General features: G+C 61.3%; 20 protein-coding genes and 1 pseudogene. 7 read left to right on the top strand and 14 right to left on the bottom strand.

Features of this window, described 5'->3' with window-relative positions; genetic code table 11:
• Positions 1-23: 23 nt before the first annotated feature.
• A pseudogene (locus KBY99_RS14905) lies at positions 24-281 on the top strand (pyridoxamine 5'-phosphate oxidase family protein); the annotation flags it as partial.
• A 6-nt stretch (positions 282-287) separates the two neighbouring features.
• Positions 288-587, top strand: a complete 300-nt coding sequence (locus tag KBY99_RS14900) for a hypothetical protein (protein ID WP_409996522.1) — start codon at positions 288-290, stop codon at positions 585-587.
• Positions 588-934: 347 nt separating this feature from the next.
• Here the strand turns inward: KBY99_RS14900 and KBY99_RS02910 are convergent, their stop codons facing one another.
• A complete protein-coding gene (locus KBY99_RS02910; RefSeq protein ID WP_254997215.1) occupies positions 935-1,369 on the bottom strand; it encodes a DUF1499 domain-containing protein in 435 nt (144 codons plus the stop codon).
• A gap of 109 nt (positions 1,370-1,478) precedes the next feature.
• On the opposite strand from KBY99_RS02910, the gene KBY99_RS02905 reads away from it, so the two are divergent.
• Positions 1,479-3,023, top strand: a complete 1,545-nt coding sequence (locus tag KBY99_RS02905; protein ID WP_254997214.1) for an FAD-binding domain-containing protein — start codon at positions 1,479-1,481, stop codon at positions 3,021-3,023.
• Positions 3,024-3,078: 55 nt separating this feature from the next.
• On the opposite strand, the gene KBY99_RS02900 is transcribed toward KBY99_RS02905, so the two are convergent.
• Complete coding sequence (locus KBY99_RS02900; RefSeq protein ID WP_254997213.1) at positions 3,079-3,534, bottom strand: thiol-disulfide oxidoreductase DCC family protein; 456 nt, start codon at positions 3,532-3,534, stop codon at positions 3,079-3,081.
• A 316-nt stretch (positions 3,535-3,850) separates the two neighbouring features.
• Between KBY99_RS02900 and KBY99_RS02890 the strand changes: the two genes are divergently transcribed.
• The gene (locus tag KBY99_RS02890; RefSeq protein ID WP_106501934.1) at positions 3,851-4,303 is read left to right on the top strand and encodes a secondary thiamine-phosphate synthase enzyme YjbQ; all 453 of its coding nucleotides are present in this window, start codon (positions 3,851-3,853) and stop codon (positions 4,301-4,303) included.
• A gap of 24 nt (positions 4,304-4,327) precedes the next feature.
• A complete protein-coding gene (locus KBY99_RS02885) occupies positions 4,328-4,795 on the top strand; it encodes an HIT family protein (protein ID WP_254997210.1) in 468 nt (155 codons plus the stop codon).
• A 1-nt stretch (position 4,796) separates the two neighbouring features.
• Here the strand turns inward: KBY99_RS02885 and clpB are convergent, their stop codons facing one another.
• Both clpB and KBY99_RS02875 read right to left on the bottom strand, forming a co-directional pair.
• Positions 4,797-7,427: an ATP-dependent chaperone ClpB gene (gene clpB, locus KBY99_RS02880; protein ID WP_254997208.1), complete on the bottom strand. Its 2,631-nt coding sequence runs from the start codon at positions 7,425-7,427 to the stop codon at positions 4,797-4,799.
• Positions 7,428-7,535: 108 nt separating this feature from the next.
• Entirely contained in the window at positions 7,536-7,859 is a 324-nt protein-coding gene (locus KBY99_RS02875; protein WP_254997207.1) for a hypothetical protein, read from the bottom strand.
• 57 nt (positions 7,860-7,916) lie between these two features.
• Here KBY99_RS02875 and KBY99_RS02870 point away from each other — a divergent pair, with 57 nt between their 5' ends.
• Positions 7,917-8,123, top strand: coding sequence for a hypothetical protein (locus tag KBY99_RS02870; protein WP_254997206.1), 207 nt, complete (start codon positions 7,917-7,919; stop codon positions 8,121-8,123).
• A gap of 150 nt (positions 8,124-8,273) precedes the next feature.
• Here KBY99_RS02870 and KBY99_RS02865 read toward each other — a convergent pair whose 3' ends face one another.
• The 10 genes from KBY99_RS02865 to KBY99_RS02820 form a co-directional block, all read right to left on the bottom strand.
• Positions 8,274-8,615 (bottom strand): c-type cytochrome, encoded by a 342-nt coding sequence (locus tag KBY99_RS02865; protein ID WP_106501929.1) that lies wholly within the window; start codon positions 8,613-8,615, stop codon positions 8,274-8,276.
• Positions 8,616-8,729: 114 nt separating this feature from the next.
• The gene (locus KBY99_RS02860; RefSeq protein ID WP_254997204.1) at positions 8,730-9,113 is read right to left on the bottom strand and encodes a plastocyanin/azurin family copper-binding protein; all 384 of its coding nucleotides are present in this window, start codon (positions 9,111-9,113) and stop codon (positions 8,730-8,732) included.
• Complete coding sequence (locus KBY99_RS02855) at positions 9,110-10,120, bottom strand: NAD-dependent epimerase/dehydratase family protein (RefSeq protein WP_254997203.1); 1,011 nt, start codon at positions 10,118-10,120, stop codon at positions 9,110-9,112. The genes KBY99_RS02860 and KBY99_RS02855 overlap by 4 nt, the downstream gene beginning before the upstream one ends.
• Positions 10,117-11,175: a uroporphyrinogen decarboxylase gene (gene hemE, locus KBY99_RS02850; RefSeq protein ID WP_254997201.1), complete on the bottom strand. Its 1,059-nt coding sequence runs from the start codon at positions 11,173-11,175 to the stop codon at positions 10,117-10,119. The genes KBY99_RS02855 and hemE overlap by 4 nt, the downstream gene beginning before the upstream one ends.
• 26 nt (positions 11,176-11,201) lie before the next feature.
• Positions 11,202-13,526, bottom strand: coding sequence for a 1,4-alpha-glucan branching protein GlgB (glgB, locus tag KBY99_RS02845; protein WP_254997200.1), 2,325 nt, complete (start codon positions 13,524-13,526; stop codon positions 11,202-11,204).
• 42 nt (positions 13,527-13,568) lie between these two features.
• The gene (locus tag KBY99_RS02840) at positions 13,569-14,390 is read right to left on the bottom strand and encodes a DUF3887 domain-containing protein (RefSeq protein ID WP_254997199.1); all 822 of its coding nucleotides are present in this window, start codon (positions 14,388-14,390) and stop codon (positions 13,569-13,571) included.
• 5 nt (positions 14,391-14,395) lie between these two features.
• Complete coding sequence (locus KBY99_RS02835) at positions 14,396-15,970, bottom strand: CocE/NonD family hydrolase (protein WP_254997198.1); 1,575 nt, start codon at positions 15,968-15,970, stop codon at positions 14,396-14,398.
• A gap of 51 nt (positions 15,971-16,021) precedes the next feature.
• A complete protein-coding gene (locus KBY99_RS02830) occupies positions 16,022-16,339 on the bottom strand; it encodes a hypothetical protein (protein ID WP_315857943.1) in 318 nt (105 codons plus the stop codon).
• A 64-nt stretch (positions 16,340-16,403) separates the two neighbouring features.
• On the bottom strand, positions 16,404-16,787 hold the full coding sequence (locus KBY99_RS02825; RefSeq protein WP_254997197.1) for a DUF4332 domain-containing protein: 384 nt from the start codon (positions 16,785-16,787) through the stop codon (positions 16,404-16,406).
• Positions 16,788-16,789: 2 nt separating this feature from the next.
• The gene (locus KBY99_RS02820) at positions 16,790-17,257 is read right to left on the bottom strand and encodes a Ycf51 family protein (RefSeq protein WP_254997196.1); all 468 of its coding nucleotides are present in this window, start codon (positions 17,255-17,257) and stop codon (positions 16,790-16,792) included.
• 64 nt (positions 17,258-17,321) lie between these two features.
• On the opposite strand from KBY99_RS02820, the gene KBY99_RS02815 reads away from it, so the two are divergent.
• Entirely contained in the window at positions 17,322-21,602 is a 4,281-nt protein-coding gene (locus KBY99_RS02815; protein ID WP_254997195.1) for a translocation/assembly module TamB domain-containing protein, read from the top strand.
• Positions 21,603-21,605: the final 3 nt, after the last annotated feature.

Here is a 21,605-nt window from a genome sequence, read left to right as displayed (position 1 = left end):
GCTGACTGTTTTGGGGAGGCCTAATGGATAGTCTTCCCCCATGGCGCCCCCTTTTGCGAGCTGCCCTGCAGAGGGAGGGCAGCTCCTCAAGTAGCCGCTGGTTGCAACTTGCAACTGTCGCCAGCGATGGAACCCCCAGGGTGCGCACCTTGGTATTTAGGGGCTGGTCAGCTCCAGCAGTTTTGGATTTGTTCACTGATGGTCGCAGTGAGAAAGCCCGCGAGCTGGGAAATTTGCCAGACGCAGAAATCTGCTGGCTTTTGCCTCGGGCTCGAAGCCAGTTTCGATTGCGTTCAAGGCGCTCTCAGTCTCCTGCTGCGGAGCTGCTCAAGCAGCGTCAGCAACACTGGCAAAACCTCACACCTTCCGCTAGGGCCCTATGGGGCTGGCCGGAGCCCGGAATCCCCCTCGAGCTGGAGGCAGCCTTTCCCCAGGAACTTGACGACACCACACCAATGCCCAGTCACTTTGAACTGTTGAGCTTTGAGGTGCATCAAGTCGAGTTGTTGGAACTTGGCGGGCAACCCCACCAGCGCAGGCGCTGGTGCGCCTCTGGCTCCTGGTCTGAAGAGCTGCTGAACCCTTGATTCGGCGATTTGGGAGTGGTTCGTCACACCCAGAATCTTTAAGGAGTACCTTTTGACTGGTAGAAACGCAGCTGTATGCGAATTACGCAGTGCAACGGTGAGCACCTGGTCGCCCTTACGGCATCAGAGGCATCCAGTTTGGTTGATGTCTGTGCCCTGTTAGTACTGGCTTCTGAGGCAGCTCCCCAGGAGGCCCTGCCTCCTGAGATGAAAACTCTGCTTGGTCAGTTGTTTGATGGCTTGAAGTCAGCCGCTGAAACACCAAAGCCCGCCCATAAGCACCCATCAACGCCTCCCTCCTGAGCAAAATCTGAGTTCGCTCCGAGCAGGTTGGCGGCCAGCTGATTTCATACCTTTGGAGCTGGTATGAGGGCTTTTCGCAAGATTTCTAGGCGTTTGCTGTTGACGCCTAGATCTGAATCGCCAAGCCGAGAGACGGAGCGAGCTTGAAGAACTGCATGCTCGTTGTCGGCATACAGCTCTAGATCGTCGACGAAGCCAAACAGGGCGCTGGTTGCGGTTGCGTGCAGATAGCCCTCAGCACGCTCCACAATCTCGGCGCCGCCTATCGCTTGAATCACGGGAATCAGGCTTTCGAGGGCGCTTTGGGGAGTATCGCCCCCGCTCTCCTGGACAGGCCAGTCCGCCCTCGCGCAGTGCGCTGGTGTGGGACAAGGGGCCAGGGTGCCGTCGTGCATCCCCAGTTCGATCGGTACCGGACCAACGATGTGAAACAGGGCCAGGCTCAGCACTACGGCCAGATGCTGCAGCAAGTAGATCATCGTGGGCTCAGGTGGGGGGAGATGGGAAAGGTGCCACCGTAACCAGGTTGGGCCGCCTGGCTGACTCCAGATTGATTAATGTTCTGCTGCGGTTATCGCCTCTAACGCCATGGGGCCGCTGCAAATCGTTTGGTTCAAGCGCGATCTGCGCAGCTTCGATCACAGGCCCTTATTGGAGGCGTCGCTGCGGGGACCAGTGCTGCCGCTTTATGTGGTGGAGCCTGACCTGTGGCGCCAACCAGACAGCTCCGCCCGGCAGTGGGACTTCTGCCGTGAATGCCTAGTAGAGCTGCGCGCGGACCTTGCCGGTCTCGGCCAACCACTTGTGGTGCGTATCGGTGTGGTCGAGCAGGTGCTGGAGCGGGCCCATCGCCAGTTTGGAGTAGCTGGCTTGTGGAGCCACCAGGAAACTGGCAACGGCTGGACCTACGCCCGCGACCTGCGCGTCGCCGGCTGGGCTCGCCAGCACGGCATTGAATGGTGTGAGATTCCCCAGTTTGGTGTCACCCGGCGGCTCAGCAGGCGAACGGGTTGGGCAAAGCGCTGGGAGGAGCGCATGGCCGAGGAGATAAGCGCTCCACCGCCCCGTCTCACCCCACTACCAGGGCTCGACCCTGCTCCCTTGCCTATGGCGGCAGAGCTTGGCCTGGAGCCCGATTCCTGTCCTGGGCGGCAAAGGGGTGGGCGAACCCAGGGCTTGATAACCCTCGCTTCCTTCTTGGATCAGCGCAGCCGCTCCTACCAATCTGGTTTGTCTAGCCCCAATACGGCATTTGTGAACTGTTCGCGCCTTTCACCCCATCTCAGTTGGGGCAGCTTGTCGATGCGTGAGGTAGTGCAAAAAAGCCGTCTACGCCGCCAGGCTCTCTCAGTTACCCCATGGCGGAGATCCCTGCAGCGCTTTGATGAGCGACTGCACTGGCATTGCCATTTTATCCAGAAGTTGGAATGCCAGCCCAGCTTGGAATACAGCGAGCTCCATCCCCTCACTGCCGGAATGCGTGAAAGTAACCCTGAGCGTTTGGCAGCCTGGGCAAAGGGCTACACGGGCCTTCCTTTTGTGGATGCTTGTATGCGTGCCCTGAATGCTACGGGTTGGCTGAATTTCCGTATGCGGGCGATGCTGCTTTCCGTGGCCAGCTATCAGCTGTGGATTCCTTGGCGTGAGAGCGGCGTACATCTCGCTCGCCAATTCGTCGACTACGAACCTGGTATCCACTGGAGCCAGTGTCAGATGCAATCTGGCACTACCGGCATCAATACAATCCGTATATACAACCCGCTAAAGCAGGGCCTAGACCACGATCCAGAAGGTGTCTTCATCCGCCGCTGGCTGCCTGAGCTAGCGGCTGTTCCACCGGTGTATCTGCATACCCCCTGGACGATGGACCACCTCACCCAGGCCCGGCTTGGCATTGAGATCGGTCGCGCCTATCCGCTGCCACTGATCGATTGGAATACTGCTGCTGCTTTGGCTCGCGATCGAGTCTGGGCCCTACGCCAGCAGCATGGCTTTGCGGCAACTGCTGATGCCATACAGCAACGTCACGGTTCACGGCGTTCTGGTCTGCGCTCCTCAAGTGGCAGGCGGTTGAGTAGGGAACCCATTGGCCAGCTCAGCCTTGATCTAGCAGGTGATGCCGTTGGTGAGTAACTGGTTCATTCCAATTCAAGGCTACCGTTGACAACTAGATCGATTTACTTCTGGTTTAGTTGATACGACATGCGCCGTTGCGTGCTTGGCAGAGACTCTCCAAGTTGGGGCGCCCAGTGATACGTAGCCGCAAAGTTGCCCAGACCCCGTAGGCAAGGTTCGTCATGGGGCGAAGCAGGGGCCACTGGGTTGGGGCATAGAGCCAGCCCATGCCGATTAGCTCGTATGCCCGCCTAAACACCTCGACGTCACGCAGCACTGCACCACTGGCATCAATGGCGTGGATGCGCCCCATAGCTTCCCTATAGCTGATGCCGGCGTAGCTATCTGGGTTGTATTCGGGCTGATCGATGTCCACGAAAGCGAGTTTCAGCTGCTCACCATGGCGCTGCCTGTCTTTGCGGCCAAGTAGCTCCACCTCCCGCAGGCACAGGGGGCAACCCCCGTCATAGAGAAGGGTAAGAGCTGGGCAATCGGCTGCGTTGAAGTGTTTGTGGCTAGAAGAATTCACTTTTTGCGGCAGTAGTTCCCGCCTACGTTCATCCACCCTGCAGCGCAGGCCTTGCCGTTGGTTGGTTGCACCGTGTACGTCATCAGCCCCAGGGTGCTGCATTTGCCATTCAGCATGTCTACGTATCCCATTGGGCAGATGTTGCCGATTTTCGGAACCTGCCGCTGGGCTTGGGCCGCTGGGGCTGTCACTGCCAGGCCTGGTAAAACGATCAACAAGGAAAGTAATATGCGCATGGCAGCCTCTCGGGGCACTGGATGGGTATCAACCTATCTTAGGCAGAATGCTATGGATGATCTGAAACATATCCATCTGCATGCTTCGCCAAAGCCTCGAGACCCTGCGGGTGGTGACCCCAGGCGAGGGCTTTACCGACCTCACTGGCCGACTTAACGCCGCCTTGGCCTCCAGTGGCATGGAGCAAGGGCTGCTCAACTTGGTGTGTCTGCACACCTCATGCAGCCTAACTATAAACGAAAACGCCGACCCGCGCGTACTGCGCGACCTTTCCAGCTACCTGCGAGCCCTCGTGCCCGAGGAGGGCATCCGTCCGGTCAGCGGCCGTGGGGAACTGCGACCCTACGTACACGCTGATGAAGGCTCCGACGACATGCCGGCCCACATTCGTACGGCCCTCACCACCAGTCAGCTCAGCCTTTCTTTTGAGGCTGGCCGTCTTTTACTTGGCACCTGGCAGGCTGTTTATCTGTGGGAGCACCGCAGAAGGGGCAGCGAGCGGTTGCTGACACTTCACCTATTGGGTTCTTAGGGCTCCATTCGTTTGATTAGATCCATGAGCAGCAGCACCCCCTGTCCTATCTGCAGAATTCATGACGACCCCGCAGCGCGGGGAGTTTATGAAATCGGTCGCGGTTCCCATTGGCTGTTGCGCCACCATCCCGACCTCGCCCCCCTGGTTGGTTGGCTGCTCCTAGATAGTCTCCGCCATGTAGCGGGCCCGGCTGATTTCAACGACCAGGAGGCAGCCTCCTGGGGGGTTGCTGTGCGCTCCGCCAGCGTTCTGCTCAAGGAGCAAACCGGCTGCGACAGGGTTTATGCGATTGCTTTTGGCGAGGGTGCGCCCCATTTGCACCTCCACCTAATTCCCCGCTTTGCTGGCGATCCCCGCACTAGCGCCTGGTTGGTGGCAGATCACTATCGAGCTGTAGCAGCTGGAGAGCTGCAGCCCGCAGCGCCTGAGCATGTGGCGGACCTGGTGATCCGGGCCCGCAGCAGCTTTTCGGACCAGCTATTGCAGTGAGCTACACCAGCACCGGTAGCTTGGCCAGCTCGCTTTGCTGGAAGCGCAGCTGGCGTGCCTCGCCTTCGGTTGCAACATCCACCGTGATGGTGTGGCCGCTGGTGAACGTCCCGGCCAGGATTCCCTTGGCTAAAGGGGTTTCCAGCTCCCTTTGGATAGCCCGCTTGAGCGGCCGGGCTCCATACACCGGGTCGTAGCCCACACCGGCAAGCCAGTCGAGGGCATCGGCATTGAGCTGCAGCCCCAGTTTTTTGTCGTCTAGGCGCCTGGCCAGCCGCTGCACTTGCAGCTCCACGATCTCGCGCAATTCCTCCTGCTTGAGGCTGTGGAAGATGATCGATTCATCAAGCCGATTGAGGAATTCAGGCCGGAAGTGACCTCTGAGGGCCTCATTTACCCGGGCCTCCATTTCGCCGTGGCGGGCTGGATCGCCTGCCAGATCCAGGATCGAGGCGCTGCCAATGTTGCTTGTGAGGATTAGCACCGTGTTGGTGAAGTCCACCGTGCGGCCCTGGCCATCGGTGACGCGGCCGTCATCGAGGATCTGCAGCATTACGTTGAACACATCGGGGTGGGCCTTCTCCACCTCGTCGAACAGGATCACGGCGTAGGGTCGGCGCCGCACCGCTTCGGTGAGTTGGCCGCCCTCTTCGTAGCCCACGTATCCCGGAGGTGCTCCGATCAGCCTGCTCACGGCGTGCTTCTCCATGTACTCGCTCATGTCGATGCGCACCATCGACTCCTCGGAATCGAACAGCTGGGCTGCCAGGGCCTTGGAGAGTTCCGTTTTTCCCACACCCGTGGGGCCAAGGAAAAGGAAGCTGGCGATTGGCCGGTTGGGATCGCTCAGCCCTGCCCTTGATCTCTGAATTGCATCGGCTACTGCGGTGACCGCCTGGGCCTGACCAATCACCCGGGTGTGCAGCTCCTCCTCTAGGTGCAGCAGCTTCGCCATCTCGCTTTGGACCAACTTGGCCACGGGGATGCCGGTCCATTTGGCGATCACCTCGGCGATGTCGTCTTCGGTGACCTCTTCACGCAGCATGGTTTTATCGCGACCGCTGGCATTAAGCGCCTCTTCTTTGGCGGCCAGCTTCTTGTGCAGCTCGGCCAGGGTGCCGTATTCGAGCTCGGCGGCCTTGTTGAGGTCGTAGTTGCGCTTCGCCTGCTCTACCTGCAGCTGCACCTGCTCGATCTCCTCTTTGATCGCGCCAAGCTCATCAATTGAGCTCTTTTCTGCCTGCCATTGGGCATTGAGGGTGCTCTGCTGTTCGCTGAGATCGGCCAGCTCCTTCTCCAGTCGCTCGAGCCGGTCCTTGCTGGCAGGGTCGGATTCGCGCCCCAGAGACAGCTTTTCCATCTCCAGCTGCAGGATGCGGCGATCGAGCTCGTCGATCTGCTCCGGCTTGGAGGTGATCTCCATCTTTAGGCGGGCGGCCGATTCATCCATCAGATCGATGGCCTTGTCTGGCAGGAAGCGATCGGCGATGTAACGGCTGGAGAGCACGGCCGCTGCCACCAGGGCGTTGTCGGCGATGCGCACGCCATGGTGCACCTCGTAGCGCTCTTTGAGACCCCGCAGGATCGAGATGGTGTCTTCCACCGTGGGTTGATCCACGAACACCTGCTGGAAGCGGCGCTCTAGGGCCGGATCCTTCTCGATGTGTTGCCGGTGCTCATCGAGGGTGGTGGCGCCAATGCAGCGCAGCTCGCCCCGGGCCAGCATCGGTTTGAGCAGGTTGCTGGCATCCATGGCGCCGCCGCTGGCGCCGGCCCCCACCACCGTGTGGATCTCGTCGATGAACAGCACGATCTGCCCCTCCGAGGCGGTGACCTCCTTGAGCACGGCCTTGAGCCGCTCTTCGAATTCACCGCGGTATTTGGCACCGGCGATCAGGGCGCCCATATCGAGAGACACGAGCTGGCGGTTCTGCAACGCCTGGGGCACATCCCCATTCACGATGCGCTGGGCCAGGCCCTCCACAATCGCCGTTTTGCCCACGCCGGGCTCGCCGATCAGCACCGGGTTGTTCTTGGTGCGGCGGCTGAGGATCTGAATCGTGCGGCGGATCTCTTCATCGCGGCCAATCACGGGATCGAGCTTGCCCTCGCGCGCTGCGGCGGTGAGATCTCTGCCGTATTTCTCCAGGGATTCGTAGGTACCTTCGGGGTTCTGATCGGTCACGTTTTGGGATCCGCGGATGGCCTGTACTGCTTCTTTGAGTTTGTTGGTGTTTGTGCCCGCTTGAGATAGCAATTGCTTGCCGCAGCGGTCGTCGATCGCTAGCGCCAGAAGTAGGTGCTCAATGGCGATATAGCTGTCGCCGTAGGACTGTTTGAGCTCCTCCGCCTGGTCAAGAACGGTATTGAGCCCCTTGCCGAGATAGACGTTGTCTGGGGGCGCACTAAGGCTGGCTTGGCCGGCGATCCAGGCGTCAACCTTCTGGCTAAGGCTGCCCACATCCACGCCGGCCTTTTCCAGAATGCGGCCTGCCAAGCCCTGCTGGCTTAGTAGGGCGGCGAGCAGGTGCTCGCTTTCCATTTGCTGCTGACGCCGCTGCTGCGCCAACTGCTGGGCCGCCACCACGGAAGCCCAGGCTTTTTCGGTGAAAATTTCGGCGGTGGGATGCATGGCCACTTGCCTCGTTTGAGCTGCTGGATTAAACGTATGTCCGTTGTCTCAATTCAGCAGCGAGGAGAACCGACCGGATTGATTCGGTCCTCCCCCGAGCTGGTGGGCCTAGTTCTTCGGGAGCTGAATCACACCAGCATCGGCGCCGCACATTCGCAGCGGACAGCCATCCGCTCCATACAGCGCGTCGGCGGGGGATAGGCAGCCCATCGCGTTCTTTGCCTGCACTTGATTGGCTTGGATCCGCCTGGGCTGGAGCAGTTTCTGGCTGGCGGGCACCACCAGTGGACAGGGAGGCTTAGGCAAGGCCTGAGCCTGAGCCTGGCCTTGGAAGCCTCCCAGCAGCCCAGCCCCGGCGATGGCGAGTCCCAGCACCACGGCATCCATGCTCATCAGCAGTCGGGCCTGGGGCGAGGGGGTATGGGCTGCCATGCCAATGCCTAGTTCAGACTGTGACCACTCTGGCCCCCCGCATGGGGGATCGCTGCCGTGAACGACACCTGGAATGACCCCTTGATCGAGCAACTGGCGTCCGAGTCGCGGGAGTTTGATGGCACGGGTCGGGATCCGGAGCGCAACTGCTGGCTGGCAGTGCATCGGTATGTGCACGGTGTACTTCCCAGCGAATACGACATCCGCGAGGTTCCTGAGGAGCTCTACCTGGCCGTGCTGGCTGCCCGCCGAAGCCAGGACTGAGATCCGGGCAGAATTTTCCCGGATTTTCGCTCGGCTTCGGAGGCCAACAAAAAACCCCGACCTTGGCCGGGGTTAGCTGAAGGACTAATTGGATAATTGAGTCAGGAAGACCAGCCCAGGAACATCGGCCCCGGAAGACCAGCCCTTAGATCAGGCCCAGCCCTTAGAAGACATGTCTTCGACGTAGGCAGCGACATCGGCGATGTCACCTTCGCTGAGCTTGCCACCGAAGGCAGGCATGGCGTTCTTGCCGTTGGTTACCTGGTAAGCAATGGCAGCTTCGTGGCCTTCGCTGTAGTTGGCCAGGTAAGCGGTTAGGGCATCCTGCTTAAGGGTGCGCTCGGCGTTAACAACGTTGCCACCACCCATGTGGCAAGCGGCGCAGTTGGCGGAAAAGATCTGGCCGCCATGGGCCACATCTGCAGCGAAGCTAGGAGCAGCACCCAGCACGAGCGCTAGGCAGAGAGCGATCAGAGAGAAGAGACGGCGCATGGGGGGCGCTTAAAAGCATGGGCAACTCGACAAAATTAAGGCGTGAACGGGGCTGATGTGACCTCCGGCAACCAGGTTCGAAACAATTGCCACAAAGTTGGCTGTGCTGTGGGATCAGCCGAGTGCCAAGACGTTGATTTCAGCGGTCATGCCTGCTGCCCGATGGGGCTCACACCAGATCGCGTAGCGGCCGGGCATATCAAATTTTTGCTCCCAGCTTTCGCCCAAAGCGAAGCTGAGCGGTTCATGGCTCCATTCGGGATGGCCTGCCACGATCAAGTTGTGGGGGCCGAGCCCCCGCATTTCAAAGCTCACTGTGTCGCCGGCGTTGATCGTCAGCTGCTCGGGTTTGAACACCAAAAAGCCTTCGTCGTTGCCGAGCCCCATCGAAACGGTGGCCGCCAGGGCTGTCTTTGGTCCGCCGCTAAGCAGCATCGTGAACACGAGGCAGGCCAGCACCAGCCTGCCCAGCAGCCAGACCAGCCTGTGGTTACTCACCTATGCGGCAGGCCAGCGGTTTCGAACACCGCTTGGAGCGTGGGTGCGTAGCTCACCAGGCCAAAGCGTTCTGGTGGGCTCACCGGCTCGTGCACGAAGTGGCGCTGGCGAATTGAGAAGCGATCCCAGGCATTGACTTCAATGCGTAGCAGTTTGATCAGGGCTTCGATTAACCAGCCTTGCAGGTCGATCCCAAAGGGTGGCTGCCAGCTGCGGCGCCAACGGCAGAGCTGGGCCACGGTGTCATTGACGCTGATCGGCGCCTGGCCGAGCACCAGGCGCCGCAGAGCTCCCTGGTTTGGTTCCGGATTGGGTTGATGGGGCTGGGTGGCCAAATGGGCGCACACCAGGGCTATGTCGGCGGCGTGGATGAAGTGGAAGCTGGCTTCGGTGCGCAGCCACTTAGCAAGCCACAACCAGCGGGTTGCCTCCCTAATCCCGGCGGTGAGGTAGCTGGTGGGATGGCGGTCTCCAGGACCAACCTGACCCCCAAATACCAGGGTGGGAAATACGGCCACAATTTTGGCGGCTAGGGGGTGGTCCTCCAGTTGCTGCAGACAGAGGGCCTTGGTTTGGATGTATTCAGTGCCAAATTGCGCTGCCTCGGGCAGCAGCTGCAACTGCCGATCCAGAATTGAGGCAGTGGAGAAGTAGATCACCTGCTCCAGCCATACAGGGCTGGTGAAAGCCAGCAGCTGCTTGACCGCGTCCACGTTCACCTGCTGGGCTCTTAATGGATCGCCCCAGGCGGTGGCCGTGTGGATGATGCGAGTGGCGGTGGCGATTGCACCGGCATGGGGCGTTAGCTCCCGCAGGTCACCGACCAGCAGGGTGACCCGAGGATCATCTGCTGAAACAACCGTGAGCTTGGTTGGATCACGGAGCAGGAGCAGCAACTCCGCATCGCTGTGGCGATAAAGCCGCTCAGTGATGTATTGGCCAACGCAGCCACTAGCCCCTGTGATCAGGATCCTCTGGGGTCGGGATCCTCCCGCGGGGCTGCTCAAGCCGCCGCTCCGATGCGCTCCATCACACTCTTGCCGGCTTCAAAGAAGGCGCGGCCGTTTTCTTCTGGAGTGCCCGGCAGGATGCCGTGGCCCAGGTTGAGAATGTGCTTGCGGCCGCGGGCTTTGCGCACGGTGTCGTCGATGCGGGCCTGGATGGCCGCTGGGGTGCCGAATAGCAATCCGGGATCCACGTTGCCCTGCACGCCAATGTTCTCGGGTAGGCGGGCCAGGCCCTCGGCCATGTCCACGGTCCAGTCGAGCGAAATGATGTCTACACCTGTGCGTGCCATGCGCTCAAGTACGCCGGCGCTGCCGGATATGTAGAGGATGAAGGGGGTATCGGGGTGGGTTTGCTTAACCAGATCCACCACCTTCTTCTGGTAAGGCGCCGCGAAGCTGTCGTAATCCATGGGGCTGAGCTGGCCGGCCCAGGAATCGAACATCTGCACCACCTGGGCGCCGGAATCGATCTGATAGCGCAGGTAGGTGGCAATTGACTCGGCGAAGTGGTCTAGGAGCTTGTGCAGCAGCTCCGGCTCTTGGAAGGCCATCGCCTTGATCACGGCGTAATTCTTGCTGCTCTTGCCTTCCACCACATAGGCGGCCAGGGTCCAGGGGGCTCCCACAAAGCCCAGTACAGCCGCTTCATTGCCCACCGATTGGCGCAAACGGGTGAGCACTTCACCCACAAATGGCATGCTCTCGGCCGGCTCCAAGGCCCGCAAAGCCTCTACTTGGGCAAGGTTGCGGATGGGGTCCTGGATCAGGGGCCCCTGGCTCTCAATGATGTCGAAGTTGATCCCCATACCCGGCAGGGGCGTGAGGATGTCTGAAAAGAGGATCACGCCGTCGGGCTTGAAGGCGTGGAAGGGCTGCATGGAGATCTCGTAGGAGAGATCTGGGTTTTCTGAGCGCTCGCGGAAACCGGGATGGCGGTCGCGTAGGTCGCGATACACCTTCATGTAGCGCCCGGCCTGGCGCATCATCCAAACCGGGGGCCGCTCCACCTGCTCACCTCGGGCGGCGCGCAGCAGCAGGGGGGCGGTTTCGGTCATGGTTGCAAGCAGAGCGAAGCGAGAACTTACCCGAGCAGGGCCCCGGAACCGCTGGCTTCGTCACAGGTGTCTTTATCCAACTGTTGGCTGCGGATTTCGTCCCGGCGGAAGACGAGCACTGAAAGGGGTGGTAGGCAGAGATCCAGGGATTGGTCATAGCCATGGATCCCCCACTGGTCGGTGAATTTGCCGCCCAGGTTGCCCAGGTTGCTGCCGCCGTAGCGCTCAGAATCTGTGTTGAAGGCTTCCTCATAGAAGCCTTCCAGCGGCACGCCCACTCGGTAGTGGGAATGGCTCTGGGGAGTGAAGTTGGCCACCACCACAAGCCACTTGCCCGTGGCACTTTCACGCCGCATGAAGCTGATGATCGAGTGGCGATTGTCGTTGCAATCGATCCACTGGAAGCCGAATTCGCTGAAATCGTCGCCCCAGAGAGCCCGCTCCGATTTGTAGAAGACGTTGAGATCGTCGACGAGACGCTGCAGCCCCTGGTGAGAGTCGTGCTGCAGCAGCTCCCACTGCAGATCGCCCCATACATTCCACTCAGCCCTCTGGCCAAATTCCATCCCCATGAAGATGGTTTTCTTGCCGGGATGGGTCCACATGTATGCCAGCAGTGCCCGCACGTTGGCAAATTTTTGCCAGTCGTCACCAGGCATTTTGTGCAAGAGGTTGCTCTTGCCATGCACCACTTCGTCGTGGCTCAACGCCAGCATGAAGTTCTCGGTGAAGGCGTACCAGATTGAGAAGGTGACGTTGTTCTGGTGGAACTGGCGGAACCAGGGATCTAGCTCGAAGTAATCGAGCATGTCGTGCATCCAGCCCATGTTCCATTTGAGGTTGAACCCGAGGCCGCCAATATTGGTGGGCTGGGTAACCATGGGCCAGGTGGTGGATTCCTCGGCGATCGAGAGTGCTCCAGGGAAGTGCTCGAACAGCACGTGGTTGGCCTGTTGCAGGAAAGTGACGGCCTCTGTGTTTTCACGGCCACCATGGTCATTTGGCAACCATTCACCATCTGGGCGCAGGTAGTCGCGATAAAGCATGGAGGCCACCGCATCTACGCGGATGCCGTCGATGTGGAACTCCTCAAACCAATAAACTAGGTTTGCCACAAGGAAGTTGCGCACTTCGTTGCGGCTGTAATTGAAGATGAGGGTGCCCCACTCCTTGTGCTCGCCGATGCGCGGATCGGCATGCTCATAAAGATGGGCGCCATCAAAGAAGGCCAGGCCGTGGGCATCTTTGGGGAAGTGGCCTGGCACCCAGTCGAGGATCACGCCAATGCCTTCGGCGTGGCAGCGATCCACGAAGGCGCGGAATTCATCCGGTGTGCCAAAGCGGCTGGTGGGGGCGTACCAGCCCGTGACCTGGTAGCCCCAGGAACCATCGAAGGGATGCTCCGAGATCGGCATCAGCTCGATGTGGGTAAAGCCGCGGGCTTTCACGTAGGGGATGACCCGATCAGCTAGCTCCGGATAGGTGAGCAGGCGAGCGCCGGGTTTGAGATCGGCTGCAGGCACCGGCGGGCGCGGTGTGCCGTCAGCTTCGATGTAGGGCTGGTCCGCAGCGCCGTGCATCCAGCTGCCCAGATGCATTTCATACACAGACACCGGTTGGTCGAGGGGGTTGCGGCTATCCCGCTCCTGCATCCAGCCCGAGTCTTGCCATTGGTGCCCCGCAAGGGACTCAACGATCGAGCCATTGTTGGGACGAATCTCATGGCGGAAGCCATAGGGGTCTGCTTTTTGGTAGCAGTGCCCGTTTTGAGCTCTTACCTCGTATTTGTAAATCTCACCTGGCTGAAGCCCGGGAATGAATAGCTCCCAGGATCCACCCACCCTTGCCTGCATCGGATGGTGGCGGCCATCCCAGCCGTTGAAATTGCCCAGCACCGCCACGCTGCGGGCATTGGGGGCCCAGAGGCAGAACTGAACGCCCTTGACGCCGTTGTGCTCCACCACGTGGGCACCCATACGGCGCCATATGTGGTGGTGGTTGCCCTCTGCAAACAACAGGCGGTCTAGTTCGCCCATCCATTCATGGCGAAACGACCAGGGATCGGGCTGCACGTGTTCGATGCCGCCGCGGTTTACCCGCACTTGGTAAGCGGTACCGGGATCACTGCCCCAAGCTGCTTCGAAAATCCATGGGTGATTCGGAGTGGCCATCGGCAGCGATTGGCCATCGATCAGCAGCTCAACACGCTCTGCCTCAGGCATCCAGACGCGTAGCACCCATCCGCCCGATTCGAGGGGCTGGGGCCCCAGCACCGCAAACGGGTGGTCGTGCCGGCATTCAGCCAGCCGCTGGCAATCCTCCGCCATCCAGTTAAGGGTGAGCAAGGACATGTACCAGCAGCGATCGGAAGGCGAGCTTAGGCGGCTTAGGGCTCAGCGCACCGGCTTGGGGGTGATTGGATCGCTGGGAAAGTCGATGCCGATTATTTCGTTGTTGGCATTAAGGATCACAAAGAGTGAATCGCTAAGTCGATTGAAATCGCTATTGACGAGTACGAGACGCTGGTCGCCGCCGCCCTCGGCCACCACAACCTTGCGGATCCGTACAAATTCGCCGGTTTGACGTTGCAGCTGCTGCCAGCGCACCTGCAGGCTGCTCGCGGAGATTTCCTTCTGCAGTGACAGGCTCAAAAAGCTGCGCGCTGAGATGAACTGGCCACTGCTTAGGGCGGTGACAAATCTCTTGGCAACCGCGCCGGGCGCCTCATCGGTTACATCCAGGTGGTAACCAGCGAGTTTGCCTTCGGGGTTGAGCACGATGAACAGCTCTCGCTTGCCCATGCTTGTGGTGATGCTGGCCTCAACAGTGGTGTTGCGCAAACCCCCTTGCACGCTGAGCAGGGTCCAGCTCAACAGTTTCGGCTGGGTGCGCATTGTTTCCGCCACCATCGAAGGGCTGCTAACCGCCTTGAGTTCCTCTGAGAATTGGCTGTAGCGCAGGTTGGGATCGCGGCTTTTAACTGCTGCCAAAATGCGATTGGCGGCAGCGCGGGCGGCTTCGACGCTGAGGGCTGGACGATCCACACCACCGCTCTGGCTCTGGGCCAAAGCCGCACTGCCTGATGTTCCTGGCACTGCGGCCATGGTGATGCTCAGGCCGGTGGCCAGGGCAAGCATGCCGAGAGCCATGCGGCTGAGGGCCTGGGGCTGTTGAACAGAGCGCAGGTGGCGCAGCGACATCGCAAAAACAAACACTCGGCTCAGTGTGCCCCAAATTTGTCGCCCAAGAGTGGCAGCAGCTGCAATTGGGAATCAGCCAGTTCAAGCTCCAGCGTGATGACTCGATGGTGCGGGCCGGTAGGCCCGAAGGTCTCGAGGCCGTCGCCGGGGTTTACGGCAATCTGCGGCCAGGCCGCTCCCGCTAAGGAGAGTCGCAACCGTTCCCCGGGGCAGAGCTCAACTAGCAGGGGCTGCAATTGAACTTGCAGCAACGATTTTTTGCCTGCCAGCTGCTGGGTCCTGGCCACGCCCGTGCTCAGTTGGAGCACCCTTCCCTGGGGATCAACCGCCGAGAGAGCTGCACAAAGGTCAAAGCTGGGTTGGTCGGCCCGCACAGAAATGGTCAATAGGGGCCGACCTTCCAGCTCCAGGGGCGTGCTGAGTGGTGAACTGCTGAAGCAGATCACATCACTACGGCCGTCCAGGTCGCCGCGTTCACACGGGCCTGGATCGAGGCCAAGGTGGCCGCCCCGGCCTGGGACTGGTCGCCAGGGATCGTGAACCAGGGCGACCTCGCCGCTGCCAAATCGATCAAGCAGCAATTCGCCCTCCTCCACGTCGATTGTGGCCAGGCCACTACTGCGTAGCCCCCAGCTCAGGGGGCTACTGTCTGAATTGGGTGCCCGCCAATGGCGGCTTGAGTTCTTGCCGTTTGTAAGGGGGTCTTTCTCTACAAGAACTGCAGTGCTGAGTTCTTCTGTAGCGGCTTGATCCTGAAGATGGTGCTGAAAGAAGGCCAGTTGCAATCGATCAAGGCCGCCGTTCCAGTTGAGGTGGGTGTATGCGCCAATGCGCAGCAGCGGCGAGCCACCTGCAGCGCTAGCACGGGCAAAGAGGTTCAAGATGCCGCGCAGATGGGGGTCGTACCAGCCACCGATCAGCAGCATCGGGCGCTGCAATAGAGCTGCGACTGGTTGGTGGCAAACCCACCTAGGGGCCTCGCTTGCCGGCAGCTGCAGCCAGCGGCAGGCCATGCCTTGGGGGTCATAGCGCTTGAGCAGCTCCAAGCCTTCAGCCAGAAAGTCGCCCGAGTCGAGGCTGCGGCGAATCGCTTGCCAGCCGGCATCGTCCCCAAGTTTTTTGCAGCGCAGGGCTGCCAATTGCAGTCCCCAGCCCAGGCCTAGGGCCCACCAGTGGGCTCCTCCCTCGCAGGCCCAGTCACCGCGCTCGTCCAAACCAGCCATAGCCGGTACAAGGCAGTCGGGCAGGGCCGCTGGATCGTCGCTTAGCAGTTGGGTCAGGCCTTGGTATGAAAATCCATAGCAACCGACTCTTCCGTTACTGCTTTCAAGTTTGCGAACCCAGCGGATGGTGTCTGCCCCATCGGATAACTCCTGCTCGAATCCTTGGAACGTCCCTTGGGAAGCACCTTGACCGCGCACATCCTGAACAACTACCAGAAAGCCATGGGCTGCGTACCAGCTGGGATGGGCATAGGTAATAGTTGAGGCGATCGCTCGGCCGTAGGGCTGTCGCATCAGCAGCACCGGCCATGATCCTTGGTCTGCTGGTTGCCAGACTCGGCTGATCAGCTGGGTGCCATCCCGGCAATCCATGGCCTCGTCTCGCCATCGAACCTGCAAAAGGTTTGGCGCTGGGCTGCTCACTCAGCGCACATCGGGGCAATAAAGCCCAATTACATAGGTGATAAGAACCTCAGAATCCATGGGACTGAGGTTTTCTTGGCGGGCGATCTGGCTCACGGCCGAGCTGGATGTAGCGGAGAGCCCCTGGGCGTTCAAGCCCTGAAATTGGCTGCAAAGCGCCTTCGCCCGCGCCGGGTTTTGCTTCACGGACTCAAGCAATTGGGATTGAGCCATGGCGGGTGACCACAGAGCTGCCAGGCTGATCAGCAGAAGCGGCACCAGGCCGAAGATGTAACGGCCGCAGGTCGAATTACTGGGTGGGGAGTGGAGATTTGACAACGTATGCAGCCCCAAGGCACTTCCATTTGAGCCACCTGGGGCGGCGGCTGGTGGCTGCTCTGGATCAGTTCGTGGGGCGGCGCTGAGCGCGCCGGATCCATTCGCTCAAGGTGGTCAGATCGAGCAGGGGGGAGGCCATGCCGGTGAGGCTTCGTTGCAGCCGGCCCATCTGTACCAAGAGTTGGTGCGGGTCACTGGCCGCCAATCCAGCCCTGCTAGCGATGCCGGCGTAGAGCAGCAGGGCGGCTTCTGCCGGCTCGAGTCCCACTTCCACCACTAGCCGGGCCTGGCCCCGAAGCTTGATCAGCCGGGCCTCGCTGGCGCCGCCGCTGCGGCCGAGCCGGCGCAGGTCCTGGTCTTGGAGTCCGGCGAGTTGGGGCCAGCTATCGATGCCGGCCAGCTCCAATTGGCGTTGTTCACGCTGAAAGTGAATCGGCAGTTGCCACATGGCTAGGGCTGTAGCTCAACATCACCACTTGTCAGGCTGCGGGTGGCTTCTGCCAGCACCACTGGCTTGCTCAGCCCCGGGGCGATCGTCTCGACGCGGCGCAGTCGCACGTGCACCAGGTTGTCGGCGCTGCTGCGGCCGCCACCCCTGAGGTTTTGGGCGACTTGCTGAACTGTGGGTGCGGCGGCCCCATCCGCTAGGCCGTCTGGCGCTGCTGCCACCACCAGGTCGATGCCGTTGTCAAACACCACCGGCACGCTCACGGCCCCAGCTAGCTGCACGCGAGGGGTATAGCTCACCGCAAAGGCAAGGCAGGAAACGGCGAGCAGGGCCGTGAAGCTGGTGACACCAACCAGCCGAAAGCGAATCCCCCAGCGGCTCAAATAACCAACAATCGTGGTCAAAGCCAGGACCCCACTGGCGGCCCCCAGCCATTTGCCCGCTGTCAGCAGGATTGGATCAGCGGCCATAGGGCTGGATGTTTGGGTTAGTGCCTTTATATTGCGCCGGTCGCAGGGGTGGCAGCCCACGGGAATGGCGGAGTTGCCAGAACAGAACCCTGGGCCAGTCCCCGCTTCGCCGTCACTTGCACCCCCACCCTGGCCTCAGGGCCAGGACAGCGTCCGCTTGCTGGCGGCGTTTACTGGCGGCTGCGGTGCCCTGCTTCTGCTGGTCTGGGGCGGGGATCAGGCACTGAGAAAGCTCTACGAGCACTGGAGACCTCGGCTTGAACAGCCGATCAGCCAGCTTTCTGGCCATCCCGTTGAGCTTGGCGAATACCAGGGCCTGGGCTGGGGTGGTCTGCGCATTGGGCCCAGTCGCATCGCCCCTGGGCGACTGGATGGCTCCTCCGTCTTGGTGCGTTCGGTTTTGGTGAGCTTGGATCCACTAGCCAGCCTGCGCCAGCGGTTGCCAGTGGTGCATGTGGGCCTGGCTGGTGTGCGCGCTGAGTTGCGGCGCAACTCCCAAGGTCAGTATTGGGTGCCAGGGCGCCTTGCTGTAGGCACCCAGCCACCGCGCCTGGATCTCAGGTTGCGTCTGGTGGATCCTGCCTTGCTCAACCTGCAGCCCTCCGGTACGCGCCTCCGCCTCACGGGCCGTGGTGCAGTGCGGCCCCATCGCCGGGAGGTTGAACTGGCGGCTTGGCTGCGAGCCGATGCAGCTGCTGACTCTCTGGCCATGGAGCTCCAAGGCAATTGGCAGAGGCAGCGCTGGGATGGAACCCTGCGGGCAAAGGCCTTGCAGCTAGCCCCGCTGCAGCGCCTGGTAGGCCTGCCTGGTCAACTTGCGGGTCGCGCAGACGGCAAGTTCGCCTTGGCCTGGAGGGATCGCCAGCCCTTCTGTCGAGGTGGAGCCCAGCTGCGCCAATTGCGCTGGCGGCCTGCTACTGGCTTATCCCGACTGGAGTTGCCATTCAGCCAACTGCGCTGCAGCGGCCAGGCGCTCGAGTTGGACCGCTCTGCCTGGCGCTGGGGAGCACCGGGCAGCAAGGGCCTGCAGGGCACCCTGCGGCTTGAGGGGCTGTGGCAGCGAAACCAGCTTCAGTTGCGCCAGTTTGAGCTGGCCCGCGGCCGCTCCTGGCTAAAGCTCAAGGGGAGCTTGGCCAGGCGTTTTGATCTGACGGGGCAATGGCAGCTCCGGCCCGGTGACCTTCCCCTGCAAGCCGGCACCCCTGAGTGGCTGTTGAACCAACAGGTAAGCGGCTCAGTTTCGGCCAGGGGGCCGTGGCGCCTGCCCCAGCTCCAGGCCCGCTTTGGTCAGCCCAGTAACCCGTTGCTGGGTCGCTGGGATGCGGTTTTGGATTGGCGCGATAAGCGCCTAGTGCTGCAGCGTTTCAGTAGTGCCCACCTCTCCGCCCGTGGCGTGTTGCCCCTGGGCCTGCGGGCTGGTGAGGGGCTGGTGCCAGGCCAGCTCGATCTCAACTTGGAGCTGCAGCGCTACCCCCTCGAGCGGCTTGATTTGCTTGTGGGCACCCAATTGCAGGGAATCTTGCAGGCCACTGGCCGGGTTCGGGGCCCTCTCAAAGCCTTGAGGCCAGACCTGGATCTCCGGATCGACCAGCCCGGTGCGGGCCCCCTCAGCTTGCGGGAAAACTGGCAGGGCCAGTGGTTTGGTGATCCGGCTGGTGGCGGGCGCCTACGCATGCAAGCTCTCGCTCCTGCGCCGGTGGGGGTGCTTACGGCCCGCCTCGATTCCCGTTGGCTCCCCCGTGCAGTTCGCCTTGACCGGGCCGGCGGCACTCTGGAACTCAACGGCAGCCCTCGTGCCTACCGCTGGCAGGCATCCCAGTTGCCCCTCGACGGATTGCAGCTAGCCCTGGGGCCAAATTCGAGGCGGCAACCCCTGCAAGCCCGGCTGAGCGGTAACGGCCTGCTTGAACTCCAACCCCTGGCCTTCAGCGGTAGCGCCCAGCTTGATAGGCCGGTCTTTTTCGGCGTCTGGGGGAAATCGGCCCAGGCGAATATCCGCTACGCCAAGCGTCGCTACTCAGTCCAAGGAGCTATCTCTCCCCTTGCTGGGGGCAACCTTGCGATCGATTGGAGTGGCGTATGGCATGGCGCCTTCCGAGCTCGCCTCCAGGCTGAGAGATTACCGCCGCTGTTTTTGCAGCAATTGGTCAGGGCCTGGCCCCAGTGGCGCGGAGGGAGCTCGCCGATCCTGGGCCGGGCCAGCGACATCGGCACCCTGCTTATCGATACCTTTAGCGGCAGCGTTCAGGACCAGCTGCGGGCCCTGGAGCTTGCTAGAGCTCGCCTGAGCGCTGCCCGGCTGGAGCGTGACCGGCAAAGCAGCCCCCAGGAGCGACTGCAGCGGCTGGCAGGTCAGATCGATGCAGACCTGCGCCTTGACGGAGCCAGCCTGCTGGAAGCCCGCGCCGACCTCCAGGCCCGCGCCCACCTCTGGATGCCTGAGGCAAACCAGGACCAGCCCCTTACCTCTGTGCCGGTGCTGGTGAAGTTCACCGGGCCCCTGCGCCGGGGGGCTGGCAATTTCAGCCTGGCTGACCTGCCCCTTGAGCTGTTGGCGCTGCTTACCCCTGTGCCCGCCGGATTGCGTGGCCGCCTATCTCTGCAGGGGCGCTACCGCCTCGGCACTCCCCAACCTGAGCTTGCCCTCAACATCAGCCTGGTTGATGGCTACCTAAGGGAAACGGCTTTGGTGCTGGAGCGGAGCACCATTCAGCTGGAGCAGGCCAGGTTGCTCCTCGATCTTTCTTTGCGGGCGGCCGGGGCTTCAAGCAGCGTCGAATTGGCGGGTGTTGTGCCCTTAGATCCGGGCAAGCAGGGTCTTGAACTGCGCCTGGCTAGTCGTGACGACGGCTTGCGTTTCCTGGCGGGGCTTGCCCAGCCTGCCCTGCAGTGGAATCAGGGCAGCGGCGACCTGCAACTGCTTGTGCGCGGCAGCGTCAAAGAGCCGATCGCTAACGGATTTTTGCGTTTCCGAGGTGCTCAGTTGCAGTTCATCGGCCAAAAGGTTCGTGACGTCGATGCCACCGTGCTGTTCGACTTTGAGCAGCTCCTGCTTCAGGAGTTCAACGCCAAGGTGGGAGATAAGGGAGTGGTGCGTGGTAGCGGAAGCCTGGGGCTGTTTCGCCCTGAGGCCACACCTGATGGCAAAGACGCCACCCTGAAGGTAGAGCTCGAAAAGGTGCCCTTTGCCATGTCTCGGATCAAGGCCGTGGCTGACGGGTCCCTTCAAATCGGAGGCAGCGTTGCTGCCCTTGATATTGGCGGGGAGCTGGCTATCTCCCGGGGCAGCGTCAACGTTCAGCCGGCCCGACTGGCCAGTGAAGCCAATCTGGCGGCACCGGTAGCTAGCGCTGCTGAATTGCTCGAATCCCGCTGGAATTACGACCAGCCCTTGGTACTGCTCGGTCCCGATGTGGAGAGCAACGCCAGTGAGGCCCTGCGTGCCGCCGTACCTAACGCCAGCTTTGTGGGTTTCGATGACCTGAAGCTGAAGCTGGGTCCCGACCTGAGGGTGGGTATTCCCAACCTGGCAAGTTTTGGTACGAGTGGGGCGCTGCGTCTCAATGGTCGGCTGGATCCGAGCCTGCGCTTGCAGGGCGTGGTTCGGTTGCTGAACGGGCGACTCAACCTGTTCACCACCACGTTTGGACTCGATCCCGACTCTCCAAACGTTGCGGTGTTCACACCCTCGATGGGATTGATTCCTTTTTTAGATATCTCGCTGCGTACCAGGGTCTCCGACAACCTGCCGACCACCAGTGGTATTGGGACCGCCGGCAGCCTTTCATTGCAGGACTTTCAGGCGGTTGGCGCCACCAACTCCCTCGACCAGCTCAACTTGGTGCGTGTTTTTCTGAGTGTGAGCGGCCCGGCGGACCGTCTTGCGGACAACCTGGTGCTGCGCAGTTCGCCACCGCTCTCGGAGGATCGGCTACTGGCCCTGATCGGCGGCAATACCCTGGCCGGCCTGGCGGGATCGGCAGGCGGCACTGCTCTTGCCACCGCCCTAGGCCAAACCCTGCTCTCGCCCCTGCTCGGCACCCTCGGCGATGCCTTCGGCCAGCGACTCAGCTTTGCCCTTTATCCCACCTACGTGAACCAAGGTGTCGCCAGTGGCGCCGAACGTCGCTCAGGCCGGGTGCCGCCCCAGCTGGTTCTGGGAGCAGAAATAGGTCTTGATCTCACGGAACGCTTCAATGCATCCGTGTTGGCTGCCCCCAACCGCTCCGACGTACCGCCCCAATTAAATCTGAATTTCAAGGCCTCAGAATTGCTCAACCTGCAAGGGGCCGTCGACGCCCAGGGTGCCTGGCAGACCCAGTTGCAGCTGTTTTTCCGCTTCTGAGCT

Origin of the sequence: Cyanobium sp. Maggiore-St4-Cus, assembly GCF_024345615.1 — a bacterium.
Classification (GTDB): domain Bacteria; phylum Cyanobacteriota; class Cyanobacteriia; order PCC-6307; family Cyanobiaceae; genus Cyanobium_A; species Cyanobium_A usitatum.
This window is presented reverse-complemented; position numbering and strand designations above follow the sequence as displayed.